The organism is Pedobacter sp. FW305-3-2-15-E-R2A2, assembly GCF_038446955.1.
In the GTDB taxonomy this organism is placed as follows: Bacteria; Bacteroidota; Bacteroidia; order Sphingobacteriales; family Sphingobacteriaceae; genus Pedobacter.
In genome coordinates this window covers 5,375,881-5,402,709 of sequence record NZ_CP151803.1, presented here as the reverse complement: position 1 = coordinate 5,402,709, position 26,829 = coordinate 5,375,881, and the positions used below count along the sequence as shown (strand labels likewise).

The following is a 26,829-nucleotide window of genomic DNA, read 5'->3' as shown; positions in this document are numbered from 1 at the left end:
AAAGATATTTCAATCGATCGGCATGCTTACTCCCCTGGACAACTTTTATTTCAATAAAGAAGAACCCATAAGAGGATGTTTACTGACGCTGAGAGACCTGATCTTAAAGCAGGATCCCCGGATCACTACCGAATGGAAATATGGGATGCCTTTTTTCTATTTCAAAGGTAAAATGTACTGTTACCTCTGGATTCATAAGAAATACGGGCAACCTTATATTGGAATGGCCAATGGAAATAAACTGGATCATCCCGAATTGCTCACAGAAAAACGGGCAAGAATGAAAATACTTTTGACAGACCCAAATAAAGACCTGGACGTAGCAATGATCGAAAGCATTTTACAACAGGCATTAAAATTAGATAGCCGAGATTAGATGAAGGAGTTTTTACGTTTATATTTAGATGCTTACCGCGGGTTGTCAGCACCTGCATGGATGCTGGCATTGGTAATGCTGATCAACAGGAGTGGGGCAATGGTGATTCCCTTCCTTGGGGTCTATATGATCAATCATTTGAGTTTTTCATTAGAGGATACGGGAACTGTCCTGAGCTGTTTTGGAATTGGCGCCGTGGCTGGTTCTTTTGCCGGAGGATGGCTGACAGACAAAGTGGGACATTTTAAAGTGCAGCTTTTTAGCCTGATCCTTACCGTTCCCATGTTTTTCCTGCTTCCGGAGCTCAATACAGTGGTGAAACTGGCCGTTGGTGTATTTGTGTTAAGTCTGATCTCTGAAACATTCAGACCGGCAAACTCTGTATCTATTGCCTATTATTCCAAACCTGATAACATCATCCGTTCGTTCTCACTGAACCGGATGGCGATGAACCTTGGTTTTTCCATTGGTCCCGCATTGGGAGGGTTCCTGGCCGCGATTTCTTATACCTTTTTGTTTTATGGAAATGCTGTTGCTGCATTTTTCTCTGCCATTTTGTTCTTCATTTATTTTAGAAATAGAAAAGGAAATGAGAAGAAGGCATCCGAAGTGGCTATGGAGAAAACGGAGGTAAAAGAACGCTCGCCTTATAAGGATGTTCTTTTTATGTTGTTCAGCATCCTCTGTTCCATCTTTACCATTTGCTTTTTCCAGCTTTTAAGTACGCTTCCACTATATTACAGGGAAGTATATCAGATGACTGAAGCGAACATTGGTGTGATCCTGGCCTTTAGTGGAGTGGTCGTTTTTCTGTTGGAAATGCTGCTGGTTCACCTGGCAGAGAAACGGTTGTCGCCAAGAGACATCATCGTGCTGGGAACTTTACTCTGCGGCTTTTCTTTTTTGATCCTTAACCTGGCGCATGGAATGTGGGTCCTATATACGGCGATGTTTGTACTTTGTCTGGCGGAAATTCTGGCGATGCCTTTTATGGCTACGATTACGCTGCAACGCTCTACGATAAAAACCAGAGGCGCCTATATGGGCATCAATGCACTTTCTGTTTCCGCAGCCCATGTCTTTTCTCCATTCATCGGAACACGTGTGGCAGCAGTATATGGTTTTCCTATACTGTGGTGGGGAACGGCAATTGTACTCTTGTTAACCTCCGTCGGATTCTTCTTTGTCATGAAGAGCATGAAACTAAATACCATTAAATAACCTTTAATCTTAATCTCCTTGATGCCGTCTTTTTCGCGCATGCGCAGGCATGCCTTGCTTTTCCTGTTCGTTTTATGTTTTTTTCAAGCCTCTGCACAGAAAATCCGGGTCTGCTCCTGGAATTTAAAAGATTTTGGTCAGTCCAAAAGTGATGAGGAGATCAGTTTTATTGCCAATTTGGTCAAAAGCTTTGATGTGCTGGCGATTCAGGAGGTAGTGGCTGGTTATGGTGGTCCAAAAGCAGTCATCAGGCTGGCAGAAGCGTTAAACCGAAGCGGAACACCATGGGAGTATACGTTTAGTCACGGAACTTCCAGTGATCGGTATAGCAAGGAAAGGTATGCCTTTATATGGAAAAGCCGCAAAGTTCAAAAGGTAGGAGAGGCCTGGCTGGAGAAGGATTATAATTTGCTGATCGAAAGAGAGCCTTATTTTGCAAGGTTCAGGGCAGGAAAGAAAACCTTTACGCTGAGCTCTTTTCATGCACGTCCAAAATCCAAACAACCGGAAATGGAAATCAAATATTTTAAATTCCTTCCCGATCTGTACCCAAATGATGTCCTGATCTTTTGTGGTGATTTTAACCTGCCTCAATCACACACAGTATTTAACCCCTTGAGAAAAATGGGCTATACCTCAGCGCTGGTCAAACAGAAAACTTCTCTGAAACAACGCTGTATCAATGATAACTGTCTGGCTTCGGAATTCGATAACTTCTATTATCCCGAAGATAAACTAAAGGTCAGTGATACGGGGATTATTCATTTTTATACGGATTTTACAGAGCTGAAAGAAGCAAGAAAGATCTCTGATCATGTACCGGTTTATCTGGAGTTCTCTCTGAATTAACAGATAGGGGTAACAATTTCTGTTCCTGGTTGATATGAAAGTATAAACCAAGAACCAACACCATGAAGAAGTTGATCTCCTCCCTCGCCGGCATTCCTTTTTCTGTCCTGGCCCAGCAGTTTCCTGAAGCACCAATGTGCTTTTATGCGCTAAAAACACTGATTTCTGTCTTCCTGTCGGATAAAGGATATCGGAGCATTATAGCCATGGATCTCAAGACCCATGCTTGTCAGTTTAATGCAGCGCAACCGATCTTAATTACCAAAGTGGGGTATCAGGCCTGGAAGCCGGGAATTACCTACCGCATCTCTTTATGGCAGGTAGGCAGGGAAACGGCATTAGGTACTTGCCTGGTAAAGCCGGAACATACTTCTTCCATTCAATTCTTTACCCTCAAAAATCCTGTAGAGATTTTTCCGGGGCAGAGCTATTACATTAGTCGCACTTATGTAGCTGGCGGGCCATACCACAGCATGAGCGACTATGTCGGCTGGCTAAGCAATAAAGAAGGTGCGCCGGTATATCCTTTAAAGCAGGACGTGGTTACTTTGTCGAACGGTTTTTTTAGTAATGAGCATAATCCAGTGCTGAGTGATGGAATATCTGATATCAGTACCCGGAGCTTATTGCCTTTAATTGACTTTGAATATCATTATTGAAAAAAAATAATATTTTCTTAATATGCTTTTTGTCAGTGCATTAAGAATTTTTGTATCTTAGGGTAATTATCCATTTACCTTGAAATTTTAAACCTATGGCTTTCAAAGCGAGATTAAATTTTACGGGAAAGGAGCACGAGGTGCTCTATCATTCCTATTCGCCCTTTTCGGGCCCTCATCACCCTAATATTGACATTCCTCTCCGGTTTTATTTCCGAAAGCTGGTGTCACCTAACGCTGGAAATTTTAAAGATTGGCCTAAAGCTTAGTTTTTTCTAAAATTAAAATCTTATGGCAAACATCGATTACGCAAAATTATTGCGGGACCGGCGGTTGGATATTGCTATTGGCATTGGTTATGAATTTGCAGGCGAGAAACCCGGTTTTTCCAATGAATTGAATGTGATTGTGGCGATCCTGAAAGCCAATCGTTTTATCAAAAAGACGATTGCCGCTGCTGATCCATACTATGACACTTATTTTCTACGGAAAAAATTTACTGCTGCAAACCTCCAGCCCATAGATATTGACCTCTATGTGTACCTGACCAGTTCCCATAAAAAAGCCCCTGCACAGGTCTTTGCTTCTTTCCTTGCGACCTCAGAAATTGTGATCTATAGCGGTCATGCCCGCGTTGGAATTGGCCCTGATTTCGATGATGAAGAAAGCAGTGCGCAGAATTTCATCATCGGACTCAATAGTGCGGCACACCTGAAAGGTCAAATCAATACCCAGCAATCACCCCACGACCTTTCCTCCCTCACGAAATACCGGAAGGCAGCATCCTCCAGAAAAGACAATGACCTGGAAAACATTTCTAAAAAGAATCTTTTTAGAGAAGATCTCTATCAGGTATGGTTTTTTAATGCCTGTACTTCGATTGATTATGTGGAAGAGATCAGAGGGAAATGGTCTGTGAAAGACAAAGCAAGGAAACATGGTCTCGTGCGGACTGCAGATGGCAGCATGAAGAGCAAGGAAAACCTCGTGCTTTTTGGAACCAATTATTCAGTCGTCGCAGATGCTTCCAGAATTTTAACGAAGCTTCTGGAAGGCAAGACTATGGACGACATTATCAAGGCGATGACCGAATATGAAAAGATCCTTTCTCCTGAACACAAAAAAAGAAAAAACATTTACTTCTCAGATTAAAACCATGAAAATATATAGCTCATTTTGGCTCTGCCTGTTGTGTGTATTGATCGCATGCCAGTCTAAAAGCCCAGCTTCCAGCGAAAGCCTCGCTGTGGACAAAACAATGCCTGCAGGTGACGGCGATACCGTGCCGGCAATCACATCAATAAAAGATACTTTAAACCCTACTCAAACTCAAAAAAGCGCAACGATGGAGGCAAACGAAGGAACACGAACATTAGACTGGACAGAAATCAATATCGACTTTATGGCCAATTGCCTTAACCCTTTTCTGGCTGCTAAACGGATCAAGTCCGACTGTACTGGCTGTGATAAAATCATGTTCAGTTTTTCTCTTGTCGTAGATGGGCAAGGTAAAATCCAGACGGTGCAGAAAGAAGCTGAAAACATCAGCTGTTCCGCAATGAACGAGGCAGATAAAAAGAAGCTGGAAGAGGAAATCGTGTTGTATCTAAAAAAGCAGACTTTACCTGCTTCATTTTACAACATGACCTATAAAGGTAACCTGGGTTTTATACTTAAATGTTAATTGAATCGTCATGTCTACAGTAAATAAAGTAAAAGCAGAAGTTTTTATAGAGGGCGAAGCAATTTCGCATTTCACTTACCTCAAATTGGTGCAATCTTTTAACAACCACCATGAATTTGAACTCCACCTGAGCCTGTTCGATCTGGGCCAGGCGGGAAACTTTGATGTCTACCAGTCCCGCTCCTGGGTGGGAAAAGACATCACCATAGAGCTATTTTCTGTGTTGGGAGAATCGGCCAATAAGTTTAAAGGGCTGGTTACTAAAATGAGTATGATTAAAGTTCATGGCCAAAGCGGTGGTTTTGTGCTGAGTGGATATAGTCCTACAATAAAGCTGGATGGCGGAGCAATCATGCGCTCTTTCAACCAGAAAGGGATCAAAGAGATCATTAATGATGTGGCTGGTCCGGCAGGAATTCCAATGGAAATCAATGTCAGCAGAGAGGTACAATTGGGTTATTTTACCCAGTATAAGGAAAGCAGCTTCGATTTTATAAATCGCATCTCTGCCCTTTATGGAGAATGGTTTTATTATAACGGACAGTCTTTATGTTTTGGAATGCCGGATAAACAGACCGAAACACAGCTGATCTATGGCAGGGATCTCGACCAGATGGATTTCTCTATCCGTGTTGCCCACTTGAATTTCTCTAATTTTTCCTATAATTCTGAGGATGATCAGGTATATAATGGAACGCCTAAATCGGATGCCGCAGGCCTCTCCGAGCATAGCCGGTTTGCGATAGAACAATCCGACGAAATCTTTAACATCAGTAACGATACCCCACTCCGCAACCGCATCACTTCGCAAAAGGAATTGGATGAGATTCTGAAAGTTAAAAAATCGGCAGTATCTAATGACCTGATCGGACTTAACGGAGTTGGGGATAACCCGATGGTTAACCTTGGAGGAATCGTGAAAATCATCAATTCACAGCGTGATGGACTGGAGTTTAAAGAACATGACGAAGGAAGTTACCTGGTGCTGTCGGTAACCCATGAGATTAAAAACAACCATGAATATCAGAACCATTTTTATGGGATAGATGCCGGAGCAGAAGTGATTCCGGTTTACAATATCAAAAGCCCTATTGCAGAAACGCAGGTGGCCAAAGTGGTGGAGAACAATGATCCTAAAGGGATTGGAAGAGTTAAGGTCCAGATGCTCTGGCAAAAAGGCGCGCAAAAGACGGAATGGATCCGGGTGTTGACGCCAGATGCCGGGAGTAGCGACAAAGTGAATAAAAACCGTGGTTTTGCCTTTGTTCCCGAAGTAGGAGATCAGATCCTGGTGGGCTTTAGGTATAACGACCCGAACCGCCCTTTTGTAATGGGAAGCATGTATCATGGAAAGATTGGCGCAGGTGGCGGACAGACGAATAAAACCAAAGCTTTAAGTACACGGAGCGGAAATACGATCATTCTGGACGATAGTAATGGCAGTATCAACGTGAAAGATCCGAGTGGAAACGTAATTACGATGCACGGAAACGGACAGGTTACACTGACTGCACCCAATTCATTTACGATCAATACGAAGGATTTTGTGGTCAATGCCAGCAATAGCATCGCAATCAATGCACAGCCTGGTGAACAGGGGGGCGGAGAAGGTACAATCGCGATCAGTGCAAAGAAAACGATTGCTGCTACCGCAGATACGGAAGGGATTACTTTGGACGCCACGACTTTGGGCGTAGCAATAACCGGTAAGACCGATGTGAGTATCGAGAGTACGGATGCTGCAGCAAAAGTGACGGGTAAGACAGAAGCTAATATTGATGGAACCGATGTGAAAATGAGTGGTGGAGCAACCATCCGGATCAGTTCCGACGATACTGATATCACCTAATCCGGATTGCTATGCCAGAAGAATTAGAATATATTGTCGATAAAGCGGTGTGCCATTGCGATAAAGGTGCCGCCCCGAATTATTTCCTGGGGCTGGCCAATCAGAATGTAAAAATAAACGGATGTAAGGCTTGTATTAAGTCGGATAAGATTCCCATTGCTAATATTCCATCCTTCGGGGTGTGTAGCGTGACGGGATCTGCTTGTATGCCTGCACCAATAGATTGGACGGACACGTATAAAGTGAAGATCAAGGGGCAGGAAACCCTGCTTTTTAAATCTAAACTACCTTGCAGTGTAGGTGGAAAGATTGAGTTCATGACCAGCGGCCAGATTCCGGTAAGTCCGGAAGATCTTGAAAAGATGGTGGATGAAAACAGTGAAGAACCGGAAGATGAAGGATGGGGATGGTGGGATACTGCGGAACTGATCCCTGTCGTAGGAAGTATCATTGGTATCGTTCGGGAAACGGCGAAAGGAAATGGGTGGATGGCATTGGCTAATGTCGGTTTCCTGGCGATGGATGTGGCTGGTCTGGTCAGTTTTGGAGCGACTACAGCTGCTTCTACGGCATTAAAGAGCGGAGCGAAGGTCGGAATCAAGGCCGCAGCAAAAGCATCCTTAAAAGCTGCCGGAAAAGTGCTGACGAAAGCCGGAGCCAAAGCATTGGCAAAAGGCGTTGCAAAACATGTGGATGACATCGCGAAGGCGACGATGAAAGTTTGTGTCTTTGCCTGTTTTCCAGCGGGCACAATTGTCCATACGGCAGGAGGGAGCAAGAATATTGAAGATATTGAGGTCGGAGATGAAGTCTGGGCTTTTGAAGAAGAAACCGGAGCAGTGGCCCTGAAAACCGTTACTTCAACAATGGAGCGTGAAGTAGATGCAACAGTAGAAGTGATCCTGGAAGGAGAAACGATTGAAACCACTGCGGAGCATCCCTTCTTTACGAAAGAGGGCTGGAAAGTTGCGGCTGATTTAACGGAGGCTGATGAGTTGAGGAATAAGGAGGGGGATTGGCAAGGGGTAAAAGCGCAGAATTTCCTATACGAAAAGCGGAAAGTTTTTAACTTTGAAGTAGAGGGCTGGCATACTTACTTTGTTGGGATCCTGGCCTGGCTGGTGCATAATGCCAGACCTTGTTTAAGTCAGATTAAGCATTTACCAGATTGGCTTGCGAGAATGGCTAAGGGTAATTACTTTAATTTTATACGTGAGCAGTTTTATAAACGTATGGGCGGTTTTAATGAAGTAGTACTCGAATCAGGGAAAAGGTTAGACAGTTACATCCCGGGTAAAGAGATCGTTTCAAGGAAATTCACTCAGTTGACAAAAGTTAGCGAAGACACGGCAAAAAAATATATAGATGAAATGGTTTCAAAATATTCTCCGGGTACGGCTATAAGGGAAACTGCCAGAAATGGTGATGCAATCGCTAAAGGAGGAAAGGAACTTGCTGGGGAAATGATACTCGAAGTTCCACAACAAGCAGGACAGATTTCTAAGGAAGTATTGCAGCATGCTAAGGAAGCAGGTGTTAAAATTCGGGATGTGTTTGGAAATATATACAAATAAGGAATATGACTATTAAATATCAAAACTGGTTAGAAAGCTATAAGGAACTGAATACGGAAGCTGGGACTCAAACCAAATTAGATGCTTCAAACGGCACTAAGAATAAAGCAAAAGTTCAAAAAGGACAACTGTCGGCTTTAGATGTAGCAAAACAGAATCATCTTGATCTGTTACATTACGAGTTTTGTGTCTTTGGAGATAATGAAGCTATTCCGGATAGCTATGTGACCATCGTACCCAGAAATAAACATGTTGGAGTGAACTTTTTAGACCAGGTTGGACGTCGCTATTTAACCTATTTATTTCATGAGGTGAAAGAAGATAGAACACTTTTTCTTCGGGAGATCTGGTATTATAATTTTAGTTCTGATAGTAATGAAAATGAAGATTACCGTTTACATTTTGTTTTTGATGAAACAGGGCAGGTCAGTTATCGGAAATATGATGAACAGAATGAGAAGATTCAGGACTATGAGAGCAATAAACTGTTTGTTATAGACGGTTTATATGAAAAATACCCGGAATTTGACCAATATGAGGGCATCACCAAACTTGATAGAGATTTTCCCGTAGATATTATACCGCCCAATACAAATCCTGACAATACGACCGATCTTCCTAACCGTTGGTTACCACCTGATTGGGACAAAAAATAAGGTAATGCTTCAATCTTAAATTATTAACAACGACAGGTTTTTTAACCGGATTGCAAAATGGCAGTTGGAGGAGGATTTAATAATTAATCTCTCATGGAATTAAAATATCAAAACTATTGGGCCTCAGTAAAAAAACTTCAGTCTGAAATTCAGTTAATTGGAAGATTGGATATATCAAATAAGACAAAGTATAAGAAAAAGTATGAATCCGGAGCGATGACCGCAAAGGATATTGCAAGAATAAATCATAAACAGGGGTTACATTATGAACTAACCATGTTTAATGAGGAAGCGCTTTTCTGTTATTTAGTTTTAAAAGGAGGGCATGTAAAAGCTGATTTTTTAGATGATGCAAATAGAATCTATCTGACTTATTTTTTTTCTCCCTCGAAAATTCACACGGATAAGATTTTTTTAGATGAGATTTGGTATTATAGTTTCAGTTCTGAAAGTAGTGACAATGAAGATTACCGTTTACATTTCGTTTTTGATGAAACAGGACAGGTTAGCTATCGTAAATATGATGAGAAGAATGAGAAAATTCAGGACTATGAGCGCAATAAACTTTTTGTTATAGACGGTTTATATGAAAAATATCCTGAATTTGACCAATATGAGGGCATCACAAAACTCGATAGAGATTTCCCCGTAGATATTATACCGCCCAATACAAATCCTGATAATACGACCGATCTTCCTAACCGTTGGTTGCCACATGACTGGGACAAAAAATAAGACATCTAGAACTATAGGATCTCTGAGATCGATAAGCGTACATTCTTGCCAATAGTAGACTTTACAATGTCATTCATTGACCTCATGACGATGAATTGCTAAACCTTGTTTTTGAGACATATGCCCCTATTAAATTACAGATATAGCATGTAAATTGGTAGTACAATAAAGGAGATGCTGAAAACCTTGAAAAGAGTAAGTGATATTAAAGTTTTTGTTGCTTTTTGATTTATAAAAGTAATATTTCTCATGGCTAATTGGTATGCATTTACAGGCTGGAACGTGGGGGGAAATCCCTTTGATCCAACTAAGTATAGATTGGTTTCAGTAAAACCTCTTTGTATATTTGGTGAACATATATGTGCGGTTTATCTTAATGAGGAAAGTACAACCCCTTCGACTCTTGGTAGTAATATCGAGACTTACATTTCAAATGCGCTTGCAACGCAGATACCTCAACCAATGGGTTCCGGTGTAAAGAGGTTCGTTTATCTAAGAGGTCCTATTTCTTAAATAAACCCAATAAAAAAAGGCAGTATCCAAAAAACTGTGTAAATGGGATTTGAGGTAAAAACTTAGATCCCATTTTTATGTAAATTAGAGAAAGGAATTTAAAAGATGCAAGCAGAAGATTTTTTAAATGACGATTTCCTTAAACAGTTTAAGGACGGCAAAGATTTCATGAGCTTCATGGATCAGATGTATAAACGAGGCGTTGAAAAGATGCTTGAAGGGGAGCTTGATTCTCATCTGGGCTATGTTAAGCACGATAAACAACGCAAACAAACCGATAATTCCCGTAATGGTTATGGCGAAAAGAAGGTAAAAACAGAACATGGAGAACTGGATGTCAAAGTCCCCAGAGACCGGGATTCCAGTTTTGATCCACAGATCCTTCCCAAACGGAGTAAACTCTCAGAAGGCATAGAAAAGTTGGTAGTTTCTTTATATGCCAAGGGGATGTCCAATGCTGACATTGAAGAAGAACTTCGTGAGTTATATGACTTTCGTTTACCACCCTCTACCATTTCGACCATAACAGCAAGAGTAACTGATGATATTTTAGCCTGGCAGAATCGCCCACTTGATCCGGTATATATGATTGTGTGGATGGATGGCATTGTTTTCAAAGTAAGAGAAAGTAATAAGGTCATCAATAAAACGATCTATCTGGCTGTTGGACTTAATATGGAAGGCCGTAAGGAAGTATTGGGGCTATGGCTGGGAAAGAATGAAAGTAGTGCTTTTTGGATGAGTGTGCTCACTGATTTGCAGACCAGAGGTGTTCAGGATATTCTGATCACATGCACCGATAACCTGGGTGGCTTTACTCAGACCATCCGTTCTGTATTTCCGCAATCTACCACTCAGATTTGTGTGGTTCATCAGATTCGTAATGCCTGCAAGTATGTGGTATGGAAGGATAAAAAGCCATTTACGGAAGATATGAAGCCCATTTATTCAGCTCCCAATAAGCAGGCAGCAGAAGCTGAACTCACAACATTTGAGTTAAAATGGGGAATAAAATATCCTTATGCGATTCGAAGCTGGCGGATAAACTGGGATGACCTGACGGCATTTTTTGAGTTCCCCCTGGAAATCAGGAAAATCATTTATACAACTAATTTAATTGAAAATTTGAATGGAAAGATCAGAAAATACACCAAAAATAAAATGTCTTTTCCAACCGATGAGGCTGTGAAAAAATCTGTTTACCTGGCCTTAATGGAAGCCACTAAAAAGTGGACGATGCCCATTCATAACTGGCCGTTGATTATAAATCAGTTTATTGCTATTTTTGAACAAAGGGTTAAGGTCTGATACCCTAACCCCAAATTTCATTTACACAGATTTCTGTACACTGCCTAAAAAAAGGAGGCTTCCAAACCATGAACACCTCCTTTTTTTTATTTAAAAAAATTACTTCAATACTTCTGCAAGTCTTTCCGTCTGATGATTTGCTAATTTCTGCAGTGGACCTGCCGCCAGCATTTTCATCATCATATTCAGATCTGCAGTAATAATATGTTTAGCGGTAGTACCACCATTGCCATTGTCTGCAACCGTCCATTTCAATTCCAGATCAAAAGGAGCTTTCTCCGTAGGGATAGCCGTTAATTCCTCATTCTCTACGCGGTTAGAAATTTTAATCGCCAATTTGGCCATATTCTGAATGGTAAAGCTTGCTTCATCATTGGTGGATGACCAGTTGTAGATATTTTCAGGCATCAATTGCTGATGGTTATTTAAATCAGCTAAAAATGCATAAACTGTGGCTACAGGCTGGTTGATATCAGTAGTACTCTCGATAACTGTCATTATATGGTCTTAGGTTAGTTGTTCTAATTCTTTTCCCCAATCTGCAGGGTTTCTACGCCATTTGGCCAATAGATCTACATCGTTTTGAGCAATGAAGCTATGTTCAGCAGCATATTCAATCAATGTATTGTAATTAGATAAGGTAGCGAAGCGACATTTGGCAGCTTTAAAGTTTTCTTCTGCCTGGTCAAGACCATAGGTGAAGATAGATACCAAACCCGCTACAGAAAGACCTGCATTTCTCAATGCTTCTACAGCTTGTAAGCTGCTTTTTCCTGTAGAGATCAGATCTTCTACCACTACTACGCGCTGTCCTTCCACAATTTCTCCTTCAATCAGACTTCCGGTGCCGTGTTCTTTTGCTTTAGCTCTTACATAAGCAAAAGGCAATCCCAGCTCCTGAGCAACAAGAACCCCCTGAGGGATACCTGCAGTAGCTACACCGGCAATCAGATCTACGGAACCAAATTCTTCCTGGATCAACTGCGTCAGCTTCTGTCTGATGTATGTTCTTACTGAGGGATGGGAAAGTGTAACTCTATTATCGCAATAAATAGGAGATTTCCAACCCGAAGCCCATGTAAATGGATTGTTAGGCTGTAACTTTATTGCTTTTATTTGTAATAAAAATTCAGCTACCTTTAATTCAATATCACTTTTATTATACATGCTCCAAAATTACAGAATTTCATACGTTTGTCCTAACACTACTTTCAGTAATGTGAGAAATCACGCTTAAAAATCCTCGTTTAAATATTTCTTATTTAGCGTCAAATGTCGGCATTTATTGTTGGGAACAAAAGCTGTTTTTTGCCATCCTTTGAGAATCAGCACCATAAGAACTAAAATAGCAGTTTATGGGGATGTAGAGAGAATAGTAATTGCCTGTAATGGAAAATTGAATAAATATTTATAGTTTTAAAAACTCAAATATCCAGGTGATTTTGTAGAATTTTCCATTGAAAACCCCTTTAGAATGCTATTTAAAGGGGTCTGTTGTTTCTATGGGAATTTTAAAGGCCTGTTATTAAAACCATTTTGAGCGTTTATCATGAAGAATTATAGAATTTATATCAACGACAACACCCTGTTTATTGCAGATCAAAGGCCTAAACAGGAGAAAGAAATTCAGCAAATTGACGTTCAGAATTTTGATTTCAAACAGCTTTATAAAAGCATTCCTTCCGATAGTAAGAAAGATTATTTGTTATTAGATGCAGATCCGCAGGCGGTCTTCAAAAAGATTAAAAATAGCCTTACGCTTATCAAAGCCGCAGGTGGCCTGGTAAAAAGTGCCAAAGGAAATTACCTGTTTATCTTCAGGAACAAGAAATGGGATCTGCCTAAGGGGAAGGTCGAGAAAGGCGAAAAGATGAAAGAAGCCGCAAGGAGGGAAGTAGAAGAGGAATGTGGCGTGAAAATTTATACCAATGACGAAAAGCTGTGTAAAACCTATCATGTATATACGATAGGCAGCAAAGTGGTCTTAAAGAAAACCAACTGGTACAGCATGACTGTCAAAGGAGAACCCAAATTGATTCCCCAAAAGGAAGAAGGCATCACCAAAGCCAGCTGGTTGAACAAATCTGAGCTTGCACCGGTGCTGAGTAATACCTATCCCTCTATCGTCCAGGTTCTGGAGGCAGGCGCTTTATTAAAGGAAAGCGATAGCGTCCTGGGGTAAAAAAGGACTTACATCTCCATTGTTTCGCAGGATATCTCTGACAATTGTAGAACTGATTGCAGAGTATTCCGGCTTACTCAGAATAAAAATGGTTTCCATTTCAGGCATCATGGTCTGGTTGATTTGTGCGATGGCACGTTCATACTCGAAATCACCTACAGACCGGATGCCACGAACCATATACTGCGCATTGATCTTTCTGCAGAAATCAACTGTTAATCCCTCATAAAGCTGAACCTCAACTTTAGGCTCATGAACAAAGACTTTTTTCACAATCTCCTCGCGTTTTTCTGCGGAGAGAAAGCTCTGTTTGGAGCTGTTTAATCCAATACCAACCACGACCTTATCGAAAAGAGGTAGGGAGCGCTTCAGAATGTCAACATGGGCAATGGTAATGGGATCAAATGATCCCGGAAACAAGGCAATCTTCATATTATGTTGTTTTTTCAAAGAAACTGAATGAGGAGTTACCATACCTTCTGGTTTCCTTAAAACCCGGCTGGTCCTTTAGCTTTAATAAAGAGGGATGTTCTACGATGAGTAATCCATTATCCGATAACAGGTTGTTTTTCATCACCAGCTGTGGGATCAATGGGATCGTAGGTAAATCATATGGAGGATCAGCAAAAATGATCTGATAAGATTTGGTATGTGATTCCAGAAACTTGAATACATCAGCCTTCTGTACATCAATCGTGTCAAGCCCGTGTTTGGCAATGACAGACTTTACCCAGTAAATACAACCCGAATGTTTGTCCACTGCGGTCACCTTTCTGATTCCACGCGAAGCGAATTCAAAACTGATATTCCCTGTGCCGCAAAAAAGATCGAGCACGTCGCAACTGTCGAAATCGTAGGTATTGTATAAGATATTAAAAAGAGCTTCTTTGGCCATATCTGTGGTAGGCCTTACCGGTAAGCTTTCCGGGGCATTGAAACGGATGCCTTTCAATGTACCGCCAATTATTCGCATAGGTCAAGGGCTAGCAGGCTGCTGTAATAATGAGCAGGCATGTCGTCTAAAATTTTGTGATCTACCTGATCACTTAAGGGAGTAATGAAACTGATGTTTTTGAAATATTTCTCAATACATTGATAATAATGATCGTTTTCATGGATGATACCACTCAGCTGAACATTGTTCTCTTTGGTGTTGAGTTGAAGCTGGTTAATGATCAACAACAGGTAATAGTTAAATTCTTCCGTGTTGGCCACTTCATAATAATTACGGAAGATCAGCTTTTCGTCCTCCGTTACTACGGCATTAAAGGAAGAGGCGGTAAAATCAAGGATCAGTGATTTATGCTGCTGGTCTTTGGACATTGCCAGTACCGGAGCGAGCTGATCATATAGCTTACAGCTGAGCAGTGAATCTGCCAGCGTCTCATCTATAAAGCGGTGTAAAGTAAAGATCGAGGTAAAGCCATAACTGCTGAATGGCCTGATATATAAGTTGTCTGACTGCTCCTCTGTGAAAAATTTAGCGTATTGATCCAGGTTATGGGTGTCAAACAGGTCATTCGGAATAGAAATGGAATTCTCTGTAGATACCGCCACCTTAATCTCCTTGAATGGAAGGTTTAAATAGCTGTCGTTTTTTAATTTTGAAGAAAGGGCCTGAGGAATATTGTGGCATTCCTGTTGGTCATATACTGCTTTTAACTGATTGCTGGTTTTATCGATAATTGCATAGGAAAAGCTATCTGCTGTAATCTTTAACAATAAATTGCAGTCCGGCGCAGTACTAGGATCAAATTCCGGATCAACTAATAATATGCTGTTTTTATGGCTCATCTAGATCAAATTATTTAAGATCAAAATTAATCCTTTTTTCTATAACATCACCATTGCATCTTTGTTAAATGGATAAAGCATCAATTATTGCGCAATCTTATGCATTCACGCCGACTACCGAACAGCTTGTTTTTTGCAGAGAGATGGCTTCCTTTCTGACCCAAAGACTAGATGATCAATGTTTTATATTGAGGGGTTATGCGGGAACAGGAAAAACAACTTCCGTAGCTGCTTTGGTAAAGGCTCTGCCTAAATTCGGACTGAAAGCAGTTTTGCTGGCGCCAACAGGTCGCGCGGCAAAGGTGATGAGCAACTATACCGGTCGAAAAGCACTCACGATCCATAAGAAAATCTATAGAAAACGCTCGGCAGTATCCACAGATATGTCTTTTCAGATTGCGCCGAATATTGCTGAACATACCTTGTTTATCATCGATGAGGCCTCCATGATCGCGGACGAATGGAATACTCAAACAGGCTCTTCTTTTCTGAAGGACCTGATGGAATATGTATACAATGCCAAAAACTGTGCAGCGGTATTTGTCGGGGATACGGCACAGCTGCCCCCGGTAGGGAGCATCGACAGTCCGGCGTTAAATAAAGAATATGTGGCTTCCAACTTCGGAATGGAAGTAAAGGCTGTAGAACTGAGAGAGGTAGTCCGCCAGGAAAAAGAATCAGGAATTCTGGCCAACGCCACCATGCTGCGGAAGTTAATTAACGAAGAACAAGAGGAGGACAGTAGTGTGGAGCTGCCTCAGTTTATCACTAAAGATTATAAAGACATTTTCAGGATGACGGGGCTAAAACTAGTCGAAGGATTGGAATATGCGTATCATAAATTCGGAATTGAAAACTCCCTGGTGGTTTGCAGGTCCAATAAATCGGCAAATGTTTACAATCAGCAAATCCGCGCCCGCTTACTGTACCGGGAGGAAGAGTTAACAGGAGGGGATCAGATCATGGTGGTGAGGAATAACTATTTCTGGCTCCCGGACAATGAATCCGCAGCTTTCATCGCCAATGGTGATATGGCAAAAGTAGTGCGGGTAAGGGGGGAAGAGGAACGATATGGCTTCCGCTTTTCAGAGGTTCAGCTGGAGTTTATGGATTTCCCTGATGCAGGACAAATTACCTGTAAAGTGATGCTGGATACTCTGACTGCCGAAACACCCAACCTCTCTTATGAACAAAGCAATAAGCTTTTTGAAGGGCTTAACCTGGATTATGAGCACATCACAAATAAAAGGGAACGGTTTAAAGCCATCAAGGAAGATCCCTATTATAATGCACTTCAAATTAAGTTCGCCTATGCGGTAACCTGTCATAAGGCACAGGGTGGTCAATGGGATGCGGTCTTTGTAGATCAAGGGTATTTAACAGAGGATATGATTGACCTTGATTTTCTCCGTTGGTTATATACTGGGGTAACAAGAGCGAAAAGAGAATTATTTTTAGTAAATTTTGCCCCTAACCTTTTTTCTTCCCCTTTAGAAGAATAATTGTTAACTAACCTAGTATTAAATGATATGAAATTTGCTTATTCTATAAAACAGAAAATGAAAATCGCCACGCTCCTGTTTGCAATTATGGCGTGTATGATCTTGATCAGAATTTTAGAGGATAAGAGTGTGAAAAGCATGAACGAATCGTTCGTGTCCATGTATAACGATCGCCTGGTCCCGGCAACAGACCTGTTTTATATTGCTGAAAATATTTTTGCTAAAAAATATGCGCTGGATAGCTTCCTTTATTCCGGTAAGCTTTCTCAATCCGATGCCGCAGGGTTAAAAGAACAGTTTACCGCTTTCAACGCTACAATAGACTCCCTGCTCAAAAAATATGAAAAGACCTTTCTGGTGAAAAAGGAAAAACAGCAGCTCACGGAATTAAAGAGCCGTTTAGTAGGGTTAATTGCTGCGGAACAACATGTAATGGCGCTCAGCCTTAGCCATACCCTGGAAGACGGAAGGAAATTGTACGAAACCATAGGAAGGGAAAATGGCTTGAAAACAATGGAAAAGCTCACCGATCTGATGAACATTCAGACACAGGTGGGGCAGGAGCTGATCCAGAATTCTGCATCAATGGTTTCCAGAAGTAAATTGTATTCTACCTTACAGATTGCCCTGGCGGTCCTGATTGGTGTGCTGATCGTAGGGATTATCTCTGCTTCGAACGTGGTGCAGGTGAGAAATGACAAGTTCAATCTGAATTAAATAAGTAACATTTATTTTACATCTTTTATAATCTATCAAAAAGACAGTTTTTTAATTAAAATTCAAATAGCGCTGTATTAGCTATATGAACGACCTTGTCCCGGAAAAGCTATCCCGGAATTCCTTAGGTGTACAATTCTTTTTCTTCTTAAAAATCCTGTTAAAGTTCGATATGTTGTTGAATCCACATTTATACGCAATCTCGGCAATCGTCTGCGTGCTGGAGATGAGTAGTTTCGTTGCATGTCCCAACCGGATCTCATTCAGGCTGTCAATAAATGTGCTGCCTGTCCGTTTCTTGATAAACCTGCTGAAAGATACTTCCGGCATACTGGCTACTTTTGCCACTTCCTCCAGCGAAATGCCGCGGTTATAATTCGCATTCATATAATCAAATGCCTTCTCGATCCTCCTGCTGTTATAATTGAACTGCTCGTTGTTAAAACTGGAATTGGAGAGCGTCCTCATATTCCTGGAAATAGAAAGGTCATGGAGAATAGAAAAAAGCTCCAAAACAGAATCAAAACCTTTCTTCTGGTTTAAAGAAAGTAATCTCGGACTGAGCCTTTCAATCGTTTCCGCAGAAAAGAGAATCCCTTTTTGAGAACGTTCAAACATATTGGAGATAAAACTCAGCTGGTTTCTTTTGAGCAGACGTTCGTCAAACAAATCCTTGTGAAACTGAATGGTGATCTCCAGAATCTCTTCGCTTTTGCACTGGTGGGTAAACCAGGCATGGTAAAGGTTTGGGCCGATAAAAACAAGCTCTGCATCTTCAATGGTGTCGATGTGATCCCCGACAATCCGTTTCGCCCCTTTCGCATGAAGAATCAGGTTCAACTCATATTCTTCATGGTAATGAAGCGGGAAGTCAAAATCCTTTTTCGTTCTCGAGAAAATGGTAAAGCAATCGCTTTGCGTTAAAGGGGTAATCTCTCTGACTATGTTATTGCCCATCATATAAATATAATAATTTTGATATGAATTGATTATGTTTCTGTTAAAATAGTACTATGGTAAATTAGGATTAATAATATGATAGTGGGTGTTTTTGATTTGTGAATACAATTAATTGTTAAAATAGTATTGAAGCTGCGTACGAAAATAGTATAGTTTTGAGTCTATGAAGTTCCAAGCCGTCGACATCATTATTATTGTAACGTATCTCATCAGCACCATCATTATTGGCTTTTGGTATCGTAAGAAAGCAAAGGAAAATAAAGAGAGCTATATCATGGGAGGGAAATCTCTTCCATGGTATAAGCTGGGCCTGAGCGATGCTTCTGATATGTTCGATATCAGTGGGACAATGTGGATGGTGAGCCTGTGCTTTGTTTACGGAATGAAAAGTATCTGGATCCCCTGGTTATGGCCAGTCTTCAATCAGGTCTTCCTGATGATGTACCTTTCCAAATGGCTGAGAAGATCAAATGCCACAACCGGAGCGGAATGGTTGTCTACCAGGTTTGGGACGACGGGGAGAGGGGTTGGTGCTTCCCATAAAGTGGTGGTTACTTTTGCCTTGCTGAGTTGCCTGGGCTTCCTGGCCTACGGCTTTATTGGCCTTGGTAAATTTGTAGAGATTTTCATTCCATGGGATTTGGTGAAGGATTATGTTCCTTTTACCGTAGCCCCGCATTATGTTCCGCACTTTTATGGGATCATTTTTACCCTCTTTGCCATGTTCTATTCGATTCTGGGAGGGATGCATGGGATCGTATTCGGAGATATGATCAAATATGCGATCATGACGGTAGTTTGTATCTCCATAGCGGTCATTGCAGTGGTTAACCTGAATGGGCAGAAACTGCATGTGCCGGAAGGATGGGACAGCCCTTTCTTTGGAACCCACCTGAACCTGGACTGGACCGGTATCATTACCGATGTCAATAAAAAAATAGAAAGTGACGGCTATTCTTTGTTTAGCATTTTCTTTATGATGATGCTGTTCAAAGGAGCTTTTGCTTCCCTTGCCGGACCACCACCAAACTACGACATGCAGAAGATTCTTTCTACAAAATCCCCAAAGGAAGCCAGTAAAATGAGCGGATTTGTGTCAATCGTATTGTTGCCGATCCGTTATTCCCTCATCGTAGGACTCACTGTTCTGGGCATACTTTATTACGATCAGATGAACCTCCGCGGACTGGATGGTGCAATCGATTATGAGCGCATCCTGCCGGCAAGCATCAACAGTTTTGTCCCTGCCGGATTGTTTGGTCTGGTCCTCACCGGATTACTTGGTGCATTCATGGGGACCTTCAGCGGAACCTTAAATGCAGCCCAGGCTTATATTGTAAATGATGTATACCTGAAATACATCAATCCCGATGCTTCCAATAAAAAGATCATCTCCATGAACTACTGTTCCGGTATCCTGGTTGTAGCTTTAGGCATCACGCTGGGCTTTTTTGCCAAAGATGTGAACAGCGTATTGCAGTGGATCGTCTCTGCATTATATGGGGGATACATCGCCGCCAACGTGCTGAAATGGCATTGGTGGAGGTTCAATTCCAATGGTTTTTTCTGGGGCATGTTCACCGGAATTGTCTCTGCATTGGTCTTTACCCGGTTCTTTGCAGGTGTAGAATTTTTATATTATTTCCCTTTGTTGTTTATCCTTTCTCTTGCGGGTTCCGTTATTGGTACCTACCTCGCAGCGCCAACAGATCAGGAAACACTCAAAAGCTTTTATAAAACAGTCCGTCCATGGGGATTCTGGGGGCCGGTTCATCAGCTGGTCATTGCGGATGATCCTTCCTTTGTGGCGAACAAAAACTTTGGGAGGGACATGTTCAATGTGGTCCTCGGGATCATCGCCCAGCTCTGCCTCACCTTATTGCCAATGTACCTGATCTTAATGATGAAACTGCCATTGCTGATTACCATTGCCATCCTGGGTGTCATCATTTTCATCCTCAAAAAAACCTGGTGGAATAAACTCGAAGACTAAACACACAAACAGAACGAAAGATATATGATGGATTACGACAAGAGGTTGGCGCAGCTTATGGCTGCCCATCAGTCTCTGATTATGCGCGAAAATGAAGCAGAAAGCTTAGGAAATGGCATTTTTAGCCGATACAAATATCCGGTGTTAACCGCTGCACATACCCCTTTATACTGGCGTTATCACCTGAACAGGGACAGTAATCCCTTCCTGATGGAGCGCATTGGAATCAATGCCGTATTTAACCCTGGGGCAATCAAGTGGAACAACAAATACCTGCTCATTGCCAGGGTGGAAGGGAACGATAGAAAGTCTTTTTTCGCCATTGCGGAAAGCGCGAACGGAATCGATCAGTTTAGGTTCCGCGAATGCCCGGTGATCATTCCTGAAACAGAGATTCCGGATACCAATATCTACGATATGCGGATCACCACACATGAGGATGGATGGATCTATGGGCTGTTTTGCACAGAAAGAAGAGATCCTGATGCTCCGGAAGGAGACCAGACGGCAGCATTGGCGCAATGCGGGATTGTCCGCAGCAAAGACCTGGTTACCTGGGAAAGGCTGGCCGACCTGAAAACGACTTCTTTACAGCAACGAAATGTAGTCCTTCATCCGGAATTCGTAGATGGCAAATATGCGTTTTATACCCGCCCACAGGATTCTTTTATCGAAGCCGGGAAAGGGGGAGGTATCGCCTTTGGCCTTTCCGAGTCTATGGAAAACGCCTTTGTTCCGGAAGAGGTGATCGTTGATAAAAAGCAATACCATACGGTTTATGAAGCTAAAAATGGACAGGGACCTGCGCCGATAAAAACGAAATATGGTTGGTTGCACCTGGCTCATGGGGTAAGGAATACTGCAGCAGGTCTGCGCTATGTCCTCTATGTATTTATGACCGATTTAACGGAACTCAGCAAGGTGATCCATAAGCCTGCAGGATACTTTCTTGCTCCGGAGGGCGCAGAAAGAGTAGGCGATGTCTCTAATGTGGTGTTCAGTAATGGCTGGATCAACGATGAGGATGGAAAGGTCTTTATCTATTATGCCTCTTCAGATTCCCGCATTCACGTGGCCACGAGTACAATAGATCAGTTGCTGGATTATGTGCTCCATACTCCCGAGGATGAATGGAGATCCGCAGCAACGGTACAAAGGATATATCAATTGATTGATCAGAATAAAAAAGACAAACTGCCTATGGGATAAAATTAGAACCAGACCAACGAAACATCCCGCAAATGGCCGATGGCCATTGAAAAAATTGAACCACCAAAATATAACCAAATATGAAAACTTTATTTACGATGTTGAGGATCAGCGCTATTCAGCTGTTCCTCCTCTTATTGCTGTTTGCCCCTGCCTTTGCAGGGCGCAAAAGCAATCCGGAAACGCGCTTGTTCATCCAGGACACCCGCATAACCGGAACTGTAACCGATTCCAAAGGGAATAAATTGCCAGGCGTATCCATCCTGGTTAAAAATCAGCAGGGAAAGGGTACCACCACCAATCAGGATGGAAAATATAACCTGGAAGCTGCTGCTGATGCGATTCTGATTTTCCGTTTTATAGGCTTTAAAGAAATGCAGATCGCGGTAAATGGCAGAAAAGAAATCAATGTCTCTTTAGCTGAGGATGATGTAGCACTGAATGAAGTCGTGGTCACCTCTCTCGGGATCAAAAGAGAGAAAAAGGCGCTTGGCTATGCCGTAACGGAAGTGAAAGGCGAGGAGTTTACCAAGGCCAGGGAAACGAATGTTGCCAATTCCCTTGTTGGAAGGGTCGCAGGGGTCAACGTAACCAAACCTGCTTCAGGATCTATGGGCTCCAGTAGGGTAGTGATTCGTGGAAATGGTTCCATCTCTGGAAATAACCAGCCTTTATACGTGATTGATGGAATCCCATTGGTCAATACCAATTTCGGTCAGAGCTCTGTATTTTATGGCGGCGGCGATGGCGGTGATGGTATTTCCAGCATCAATCCTGATGATATCGAAACGATGAGTGTCCTGAAAGGCGGGCCGGCCGCGGCACTTTACGGGGCAAGGGCTTCTAATGGTGCCATCCTCATTACCACCAAATCCGGAAAGGCCCAAAAAGGAATAGGTGTAGAGTATAACGGTTCCTACACACTGGATCAGCCCATTTTTAACAATGAAAAGGATTTTCAATATGTCTACGGACAGGGAACAAACGGGGTCGCTCCAAAAGATAAGGCGACTGCCCTTCAGGCCGGAACCTCAAACTGGGGTGCAAAGCTGGATGGCTCACCGGTGATGCAGTTTGACGGTGTTCTTCGCCCTTACAGCGCGATAAAAAACAATAGCCGCAACTTTTACAATGACGGGAATACCTTTGCCAATACGATTTCCCTATATGGAGGATCTGAAAAAGCAACGCTTCGTTTTTCTGTTTCAGACTTAAACAACCACGACCTCATGCCCAATTCCAGCTTGAAAAGAAACAACTTTTCTTTGAATGGAAACTTAAAAGCAACAGATAAACTGACGGCACAGATGAGTGTTCAATACATCAGGGAGCGCGTAGAAAACAGACCGAGTTCAGGCGATTTCTCCTGGAATCCCAATGTAGGGGTTCAATTGCTACCCACCAATTATGATGTCAGAAACCTGAGCCAAAGAGTAGATGAAAATGGGAATGAATACCTGGTGTCCTCAAATATCTATCTGGCGAATCCTTATTTTATTGCCTACGACATGCAAAACAGGGATAGAAAAGACCGCCTCATTGCTTCTGCAGATTTAAAATATGATTTTACTTCTTATCTATATGCACGTTTACTGGCTGGAACCGATTTCGCTTACCGCCTTTCGGAAAATGTAACCCCGGAAGGGAGTGCAATTGCCAGTGGAGGAATGAGTGAAAATCAACGCTATGTGGGAGAGTTCAATTCGCAGTTGATGTTGGGCTTCAAGAAAAATGTAGCCAATGATTTTTCTGTGGATGCCTTTGTGGGTGGAAACATCATGAAAAGTAAGGAGTCCAATTTAAATGCTTCGGGAAGTCAGTTTATCGTTCCTTTCTTTTATTCCGTAAATAATACCGTGACACAGGGAAGAAGCTATAACCTGTACAAAAAACAATTCAACTCCCTTTTTGCTTCTGCAGAATTGGGCTATAAAGGATATTTGTATGCCACCTTTACCGGACGTAACGATTGGTTCTCTACCTTAAGCAGAGCCTCAAACAGCATATTTTATCCCTCAGCAAGTTTGAGTTTCGTGGCGTCACAAGCGATGACTATGCCTTCCTGGGTGAGTTTTGCCAAATTGCGTACTGCCTGGTCGAAAACCGGAAGTGATTCGGATATTTCTGCTTATGCACAATCTCTGACTTATTACTTCGGTCAGCAGCACCTGGGACAGTCTTTAGCTTATGTGAATGAAGGAACTATTCCCAATACCCGTTTGAAGCCGGCAACTTCCAAGTCGTATGAGTTGGGCCTGGATACCAGGTTGTTCGACGACCGCATCGGACTGGAATTGACCTGGTATAACCGGAAAACGGTAAATGATATCCTGAGCAGCCAGATTTCCGTTGGTTCAGGGTTCAGTAATGTACGTTTGAACAGTGGCGAAATGGTCAATAAAGGATTGGAAATGATGATTTCCGGTACGGTCTTCAAGCAAAAATCTATGAGCTGGGACATGTCGTTCAATATGGGCTATAACAAAAACAACATCATTTCTCTGGCCGACGGACAGCAGTCGATGACGATACAACAGAGCCGTCCCGGATTATATGGCGATGGAGGTACTCCGGTATTCATCAGAGCAGAAGTAGGGAAGCCTTTTGGCATTATTCAGGGCTCCGGCTATAAACGCGATGGCAGTGGAAAGATTGTCTTCAATGCTAAAGGTCTGCCTGTGGAAAGTGAGTTGAGAAATATTGGAAATAGTGTTTCTCCATATACCCTGGGATACAATAACAATTTCAGGTATAAGAACTTTAATCTTGGCATTTTGCTGGATGCGAAGTTCGGCGGAAAGATTTCTTCAGGAACAAATAACCTCGCTTATCTGGCTGGTTTGAGTAAGGAAACCTTGCCTGGTCGTGAGGGAGGTGTTGTTGGTGCCGGGGTAAATGAACAGGGGCAACCCAATACGGTCAATGTTCCTGCTCAGGAATATTACAGCTGGGTAGCCAATCACATCGCTGAAGAGTTTGTATACGATGCCAGCTTTGTCAAATTACGACAAGTCGTGCTGGGGGTAAATCTACCTAAAACCTGGGTGAACAAAATAAAAATGAGCGATGTCAGCCTTTCGTTTGTCGCAAGAAACCTGTTTACCCTTTATAAAAAAGTGCCGTTGGTGGATCCGGAATCGACCTTCCTTACCGGAAATGTACAAGGTATAGAAATGCTTTCTGTACCGGCAACACGTTCATTTGGCTTAAACCTGAATTGTAAGTTTTAAAAATTGAAACCATGAAGCAGAAAACCTTATATATAGCAGCATTATGGATATTGCTGGGTACCTCCTGTACCAAAGATCTGGAAGAGATGAACATCAATCCAAATCAACCCACAAAAGTAGAACCGGGACCTTTATTTACAGCCTTGGAGTTGCGCCAGGCCGGGACCTCTGTTGCCAGAAGAAGCAATGTTGGTTTCGGAATGATGATGGTTCAGCAGACGGCGACCACAAAGATTGATGATCTCGAAGGCGATAAATACCTGCCATCGGAAAGTGCCGCCCTTTTGTTCAATGAAGAGTATGCCGTTCCGGTCCTGAACATGGCGATGCTGATCGATATGCTAAAGCAAGCCCCTGAAAAAGTAAACCTCTATGCTGCGGCAAGAATCTGGAAAGTAATGCAGATGCACCGGTTGACAGATGCCTATGGTGATGTTCCTTATTCGCAGGCCGGACAAGGATTTTTACAACAGATTTATAAGCCGGTATACGATAAGCAGTCGGCCATCTATGCGGATATGCTAAACGAACTGGAGCAGGCCACAAAAGCGTTTGACCCTGCGAAAACTACCTTTGGTGCAGCGGATATCATCTATCAGGGAAAAACAGAACAATGGAAACGTTTGGGGAATTCCTTAATGCTGCGCCTGGCATTGCGTCTGATCAAAGTTGATCCGGCAATGGCTAAACAATGGGCATTAAAAGCAATTCAGGGTGGTGTGATGCAAAACAATGCCGATATCTGTTACATGAGACATACCGGCCCTCAGCAGGAACTGTCTAACCCGATCGCTTTCGATTTTCAAAAATTCGACCTGATCAGGGCAGGAGACATTAAGATCGGTAAAACATTTATGGATTACCTGAAAGCAACAAATGATCCCAGACTGGAGGTCTATAGCTCGCTTCCTGATGGAAACAGCGATCCTTCCCTACAAAAAGGACTGCCAAATGGTTACAACGCGAGTACCATTTCTGCAACTCCGGGCGGAGGAGACCTGACTACTTATTCTACCTTCAATGTGAAGACCATTTTGCCCCTAACCGCACCCACCTTTTTTATCACTTATGCGGAAACCGAACTGATGTTGGCTGAAGCTGCGGCAAGAGGATGGACGGCGGACCAGGCAGCGACACATTATCGCGCTGCAGTTGAAGCGTCCATGGATCAGCAAAAGCTGTATGGTAAAACCATTTCAACTACGGCAACCAGTGACTATCTGACAACCGGCAATCCTTTTCCAACGGGAGGAAGCCTGGAGTTGCAATTGAAATCCATCAATGAGCAATATTGGGTGGTGACCTTTTTAAACGGATGGGAAAGTTACGCCAACTGGAGAAGGACAGGCATCCCTCAGCTAACTCCGCTGAACTATCCTGGAAATGCAACTGGTGGAACAATCCCAAGAAGGTTTACTTTTCCCAGAAACGAATACAGCACAAACGGAGAACATGTGAAACAGGCCATTGCACAACAAGGGCCGGATGCTTATACCACCAGAGTATGGTGGGATAAATAAGAAAAATGGTAAAAATGCTGCATACCTGGTTTTTGGAGTAAATCAGGTATGCAGCATTTTTTTTTATCCGTACCAGCGTTACTTCTGGGTGCTCCTTTGTTTGTAGTTCCTTTGGTTTCACAAGTATCTTCACTTAGGACAAGGCTGGGCCAAGCTTCCAATTGCTGCTATTTTGCTTCTTTTTTGAAGGTAGGTTGCTAGGGCCCTGTAGGGTCTGTAGCCCCGTCAACCCCGATTATTGCTCGCTGAAATTTAATAGTAACCTAAAAGTAATTGGCAGCATGATATACGTTTGATG

General features: G+C 42.4%; 24 protein-coding genes. 18 read left to right on the top strand and 6 right to left on the bottom strand.

What is annotated here, in order from left to right; translation table 11 throughout:
• The first annotated feature begins 22 nt into the window (after window positions 1-22).
• The 11 genes from AAFF35_RS21865 (at window position 23) to AAFF35_RS21815 (ending at window position 11,424) form a co-directional block, all read left to right on the top strand.
• Window positions 23-376 (top strand): DUF1801 domain-containing protein, encoded by a 354-nt coding sequence (locus tag AAFF35_RS21865; protein ID WP_342328664.1) that lies wholly within the window; start codon window positions 23-25, stop codon window positions 374-376.
• Window positions 377-1,597 (top strand): MFS transporter, encoded by a 1,221-nt coding sequence (locus AAFF35_RS21860; protein ID WP_342328663.1) that lies wholly within the window; start codon window positions 377-379, stop codon window positions 1,595-1,597. It begins immediately after the preceding gene.
• Between the two features lie 21 nt (window positions 1,598-1,618).
• On the top strand, window positions 1,619-2,446 hold the full coding sequence (locus AAFF35_RS21855; RefSeq protein WP_342328662.1) for an endonuclease/exonuclease/phosphatase family protein: 828 nt from the start codon (window positions 1,619-1,621) through the stop codon (window positions 2,444-2,446).
• Between the two features lie 62 nt (window positions 2,447-2,508).
• The gene (locus AAFF35_RS21850) at window positions 2,509-3,105 is read left to right on the top strand and encodes a hypothetical protein (RefSeq protein WP_342328661.1); all 597 of its coding nucleotides are present in this window, start codon (window positions 2,509-2,511) and stop codon (window positions 3,103-3,105) included.
• Window positions 3,106-3,396: 291 nt separating this feature from the next.
• Entirely contained in the window at window positions 3,397-4,257 is an 861-nt protein-coding gene (locus AAFF35_RS21845; protein WP_342328660.1) for a hypothetical protein, read from the top strand.
• 4 nt (window positions 4,258-4,261) lie between these two features.
• Entirely contained in the window at window positions 4,262-4,789 is a 528-nt protein-coding gene (locus AAFF35_RS21840; protein ID WP_342328659.1) for a hypothetical protein, read from the top strand.
• Between the two features lie 10 nt (window positions 4,790-4,799).
• The gene (locus AAFF35_RS21835) at window positions 4,800-6,638 is read left to right on the top strand and encodes a phage baseplate assembly protein V (protein ID WP_342328658.1); all 1,839 of its coding nucleotides are present in this window, start codon (window positions 4,800-4,802) and stop codon (window positions 6,636-6,638) included.
• 11 nt (window positions 6,639-6,649) lie between these two features.
• Window positions 6,650-8,212 (top strand): polymorphic toxin-type HINT domain-containing protein, encoded by a 1,563-nt coding sequence (locus AAFF35_RS21830; RefSeq protein ID WP_342328657.1) that lies wholly within the window; start codon window positions 6,650-6,652, stop codon window positions 8,210-8,212.
• A gap of 5 nt (window positions 8,213-8,217) precedes the next feature.
• Window positions 8,218-8,868 carry a hypothetical protein gene (locus tag AAFF35_RS21825; RefSeq protein ID WP_342328656.1) on the top strand — a complete coding sequence of 217 codons (651 nt, stop codon included), beginning with the start codon at window positions 8,218-8,220 and terminating at the stop codon, window positions 8,866-8,868.
• A 93-nt stretch (window positions 8,869-8,961) separates the two neighbouring features.
• Window positions 8,962-9,603, top strand: coding sequence for a hypothetical protein (locus AAFF35_RS21820; RefSeq protein ID WP_342328655.1), 642 nt, complete (start codon window positions 8,962-8,964; stop codon window positions 9,601-9,603).
• Between the two features lie 618 nt (window positions 9,604-10,221).
• Entirely contained in the window at window positions 10,222-11,424 is a 1,203-nt protein-coding gene (locus tag AAFF35_RS21815; RefSeq protein WP_342328654.1) for an IS256 family transposase, read from the top strand.
• A 99-nt stretch (window positions 11,425-11,523) separates the two neighbouring features.
• Here the strand turns inward: AAFF35_RS21815 and AAFF35_RS21810 are convergent, their stop codons facing one another.
• A complete protein-coding gene (locus tag AAFF35_RS21810) occupies window positions 11,524-11,922 on the bottom strand; it encodes an SRPBCC family protein (RefSeq protein ID WP_342328653.1) in 399 nt (132 codons plus the stop codon).
• 9 nt (window positions 11,923-11,931) lie between these two features.
• A complete protein-coding gene (pyrE, locus tag AAFF35_RS21805; RefSeq protein ID WP_073233125.1) occupies window positions 11,932-12,591 on the bottom strand; it encodes an orotate phosphoribosyltransferase in 660 nt (219 codons plus the stop codon).
• A 382-nt stretch (window positions 12,592-12,973) separates the two neighbouring features.
• Here pyrE and AAFF35_RS21800 point away from each other — a divergent pair, with 382 nt between their 5' ends.
• A complete protein-coding gene (locus AAFF35_RS21800; protein WP_342328652.1) occupies window positions 12,974-13,606 on the top strand; it encodes an NUDIX domain-containing protein in 633 nt (210 codons plus the stop codon).
• Here the strand turns inward: AAFF35_RS21800 and coaD are convergent.
• The 3 genes from coaD to AAFF35_RS21785 are packed head-to-tail and all read right to left on the bottom strand — an operon-like array spanning window position 13,577 to window position 15,400.
• Window positions 13,577-14,038: a pantetheine-phosphate adenylyltransferase gene (gene coaD, locus AAFF35_RS21795; RefSeq protein ID WP_342328651.1), complete on the bottom strand. Its 462-nt coding sequence runs from the start codon at window positions 14,036-14,038 to the stop codon at window positions 13,577-13,579. The genes AAFF35_RS21800 and coaD overlap by 30 nt on opposite strands.
• 1 nt (window position 14,039) lies before the next feature.
• Window positions 14,040-14,579, bottom strand: coding sequence for an RsmD family RNA methyltransferase (locus AAFF35_RS21790; RefSeq protein ID WP_124583999.1), 540 nt, complete (start codon window positions 14,577-14,579; stop codon window positions 14,040-14,042).
• On the bottom strand, window positions 14,570-15,400 hold the full coding sequence (locus AAFF35_RS21785; RefSeq protein ID WP_342328650.1) for a DUF3822 family protein: 831 nt from the start codon (window positions 15,398-15,400) through the stop codon (window positions 14,570-14,572). Before AAFF35_RS21785 ends, AAFF35_RS21790 begins: the two co-directional genes overlap by 10 nt.
• A gap of 68 nt (window positions 15,401-15,468) precedes the next feature.
• Here AAFF35_RS21785 and AAFF35_RS21780 point away from each other — a divergent pair, with 68 nt between their 5' ends.
• Window positions 15,469-16,902, top strand: coding sequence for an AAA family ATPase (locus tag AAFF35_RS21780; protein ID WP_342328649.1), 1,434 nt, complete (start codon window positions 15,469-15,471; stop codon window positions 16,900-16,902).
• A gap of 27 nt (window positions 16,903-16,929) precedes the next feature.
• Window positions 16,930-17,619: an MCP four helix bundle domain-containing protein gene (locus AAFF35_RS21775; RefSeq protein ID WP_342328648.1), complete on the top strand. Its 690-nt coding sequence runs from the start codon at window positions 16,930-16,932 to the stop codon at window positions 17,617-17,619.
• 81 nt (window positions 17,620-17,700) lie between these two features.
• Here the strand turns inward: AAFF35_RS21775 and AAFF35_RS21770 are convergent, their stop codons facing one another.
• Window positions 17,701-18,579: an AraC family transcriptional regulator gene (locus AAFF35_RS21770; RefSeq protein WP_342328647.1), complete on the bottom strand. Its 879-nt coding sequence runs from the start codon at window positions 18,577-18,579 to the stop codon at window positions 17,701-17,703.
• Window positions 18,580-18,742: 163 nt separating this feature from the next.
• On the opposite strand from AAFF35_RS21770, the gene AAFF35_RS21765 reads away from it, so the two are divergent.
• The 4 genes from AAFF35_RS21765 (at window position 18,743) to AAFF35_RS21750 (ending at window position 26,531) form a co-directional block, all read left to right on the top strand.
• Complete coding sequence (locus tag AAFF35_RS21765) at window positions 18,743-20,572, top strand: sodium:solute symporter family protein (RefSeq protein ID WP_342328646.1); 1,830 nt, start codon at window positions 18,743-18,745, stop codon at window positions 20,570-20,572.
• Window positions 20,573-20,596: 24 nt separating this feature from the next.
• The gene (locus tag AAFF35_RS21760; RefSeq protein WP_342328645.1) at window positions 20,597-21,781 is read left to right on the top strand and encodes a glycosidase; all 1,185 of its coding nucleotides are present in this window, start codon (window positions 20,597-20,599) and stop codon (window positions 21,779-21,781) included.
• A gap of 80 nt (window positions 21,782-21,861) precedes the next feature.
• Complete coding sequence (locus tag AAFF35_RS21755; RefSeq protein ID WP_342328644.1) at window positions 21,862-25,011, top strand: SusC/RagA family TonB-linked outer membrane protein; 3,150 nt, start codon at window positions 21,862-21,864, stop codon at window positions 25,009-25,011.
• 11 nt (window positions 25,012-25,022) lie between these two features.
• Window positions 25,023-26,531: a SusD/RagB family nutrient-binding outer membrane lipoprotein gene (locus tag AAFF35_RS21750; RefSeq protein ID WP_342328643.1), complete on the top strand. Its 1,509-nt coding sequence runs from the start codon at window positions 25,023-25,025 to the stop codon at window positions 26,529-26,531.
• Window positions 26,532-26,829: the final 298 nt, after the last annotated feature.

Coding starts and splice junctions, on each gene's coding strand:
- AAFF35_RS21865 (WP_342328664.1), top strand. CDS start 23: ATGCTTACTCCCCTGGACAACTTTTATTTCAATAAAGAAGAACCCATA.
- AAFF35_RS21860 (WP_342328663.1), top strand. CDS start 377: ATGAAGGAGTTTTTACGTTTATATTTAGATGCTTACCGCGGGTTGTCA.
- AAFF35_RS21855 (WP_342328662.1), top strand. CDS start 1,619: ATGCCGTCTTTTTCGCGCATGCGCAGGCATGCCTTGCTTTTCCTGTTC.
- AAFF35_RS21850 (WP_342328661.1), top strand. CDS start 2,509: ATGAAGAAGTTGATCTCCTCCCTCGCCGGCATTCCTTTTTCTGTCCTG.
- AAFF35_RS21845 (WP_342328660.1), top strand. CDS start 3,397: ATGGCAAACATCGATTACGCAAAATTATTGCGGGACCGGCGGTTGGAT.
- AAFF35_RS21840 (WP_342328659.1), top strand. CDS start 4,262: ATGAAAATATATAGCTCATTTTGGCTCTGCCTGTTGTGTGTATTGATC.
- AAFF35_RS21835 (WP_342328658.1), top strand. CDS start 4,800: ATGTCTACAGTAAATAAAGTAAAAGCAGAAGTTTTTATAGAGGGCGAA.
- AAFF35_RS21830 (WP_342328657.1), top strand. CDS start 6,650: ATGCCAGAAGAATTAGAATATATTGTCGATAAAGCGGTGTGCCATTGC.
- AAFF35_RS21825 (WP_342328656.1), top strand. CDS start 8,218: ATGACTATTAAATATCAAAACTGGTTAGAAAGCTATAAGGAACTGAAT.
- AAFF35_RS21820 (WP_342328655.1), top strand. CDS start 8,962: ATGGAATTAAAATATCAAAACTATTGGGCCTCAGTAAAAAAACTTCAG.
- AAFF35_RS21815 (WP_342328654.1), top strand. CDS start 10,222: ATGCAAGCAGAAGATTTTTTAAATGACGATTTCCTTAAACAGTTTAAG.
- AAFF35_RS21810 (WP_342328653.1), bottom strand. CDS start 11,922: ATGACAGTTATCGAGAGTACTACTGATATCAACCAGCCTGTAGCCACA.
- pyrE (WP_073233125.1), bottom strand. CDS start 12,591: ATGTATAATAAAAGTGATATTGAATTAAAGGTAGCTGAATTTTTATTA.
- AAFF35_RS21800 (WP_342328652.1), top strand. CDS start 12,974: ATGAAGAATTATAGAATTTATATCAACGACAACACCCTGTTTATTGCA.
- coaD (WP_342328651.1), bottom strand. CDS start 14,038: ATGAAGATTGCCTTGTTTCCGGGATCATTTGATCCCATTACCATTGCC.
- AAFF35_RS21790 (WP_124583999.1), bottom strand. CDS start 14,579: ATGCGAATAATTGGCGGTACATTGAAAGGCATCCGTTTCAATGCCCCG.
- AAFF35_RS21785 (WP_342328650.1), bottom strand. CDS start 15,400: ATGAGCCATAAAAACAGCATATTATTAGTTGATCCGGAATTTGATCCT.
- AAFF35_RS21780 (WP_342328649.1), top strand. CDS start 15,469: ATGGATAAAGCATCAATTATTGCGCAATCTTATGCATTCACGCCGACT.
- AAFF35_RS21775 (WP_342328648.1), top strand. CDS start 16,930: ATGAAATTTGCTTATTCTATAAAACAGAAAATGAAAATCGCCACGCTC.
- AAFF35_RS21770 (WP_342328647.1), bottom strand. CDS start 18,579: ATGATGGGCAATAACATAGTCAGAGAGATTACCCCTTTAACGCAAAGC.
- AAFF35_RS21765 (WP_342328646.1), top strand. CDS start 18,743: ATGAAGTTCCAAGCCGTCGACATCATTATTATTGTAACGTATCTCATC.
- AAFF35_RS21760 (WP_342328645.1), top strand. CDS start 20,597: ATGATGGATTACGACAAGAGGTTGGCGCAGCTTATGGCTGCCCATCAG.
- AAFF35_RS21755 (WP_342328644.1), top strand. CDS start 21,862: ATGAAAACTTTATTTACGATGTTGAGGATCAGCGCTATTCAGCTGTTC.
- AAFF35_RS21750 (WP_342328643.1), top strand. CDS start 25,023: ATGAAGCAGAAAACCTTATATATAGCAGCATTATGGATATTGCTGGGT.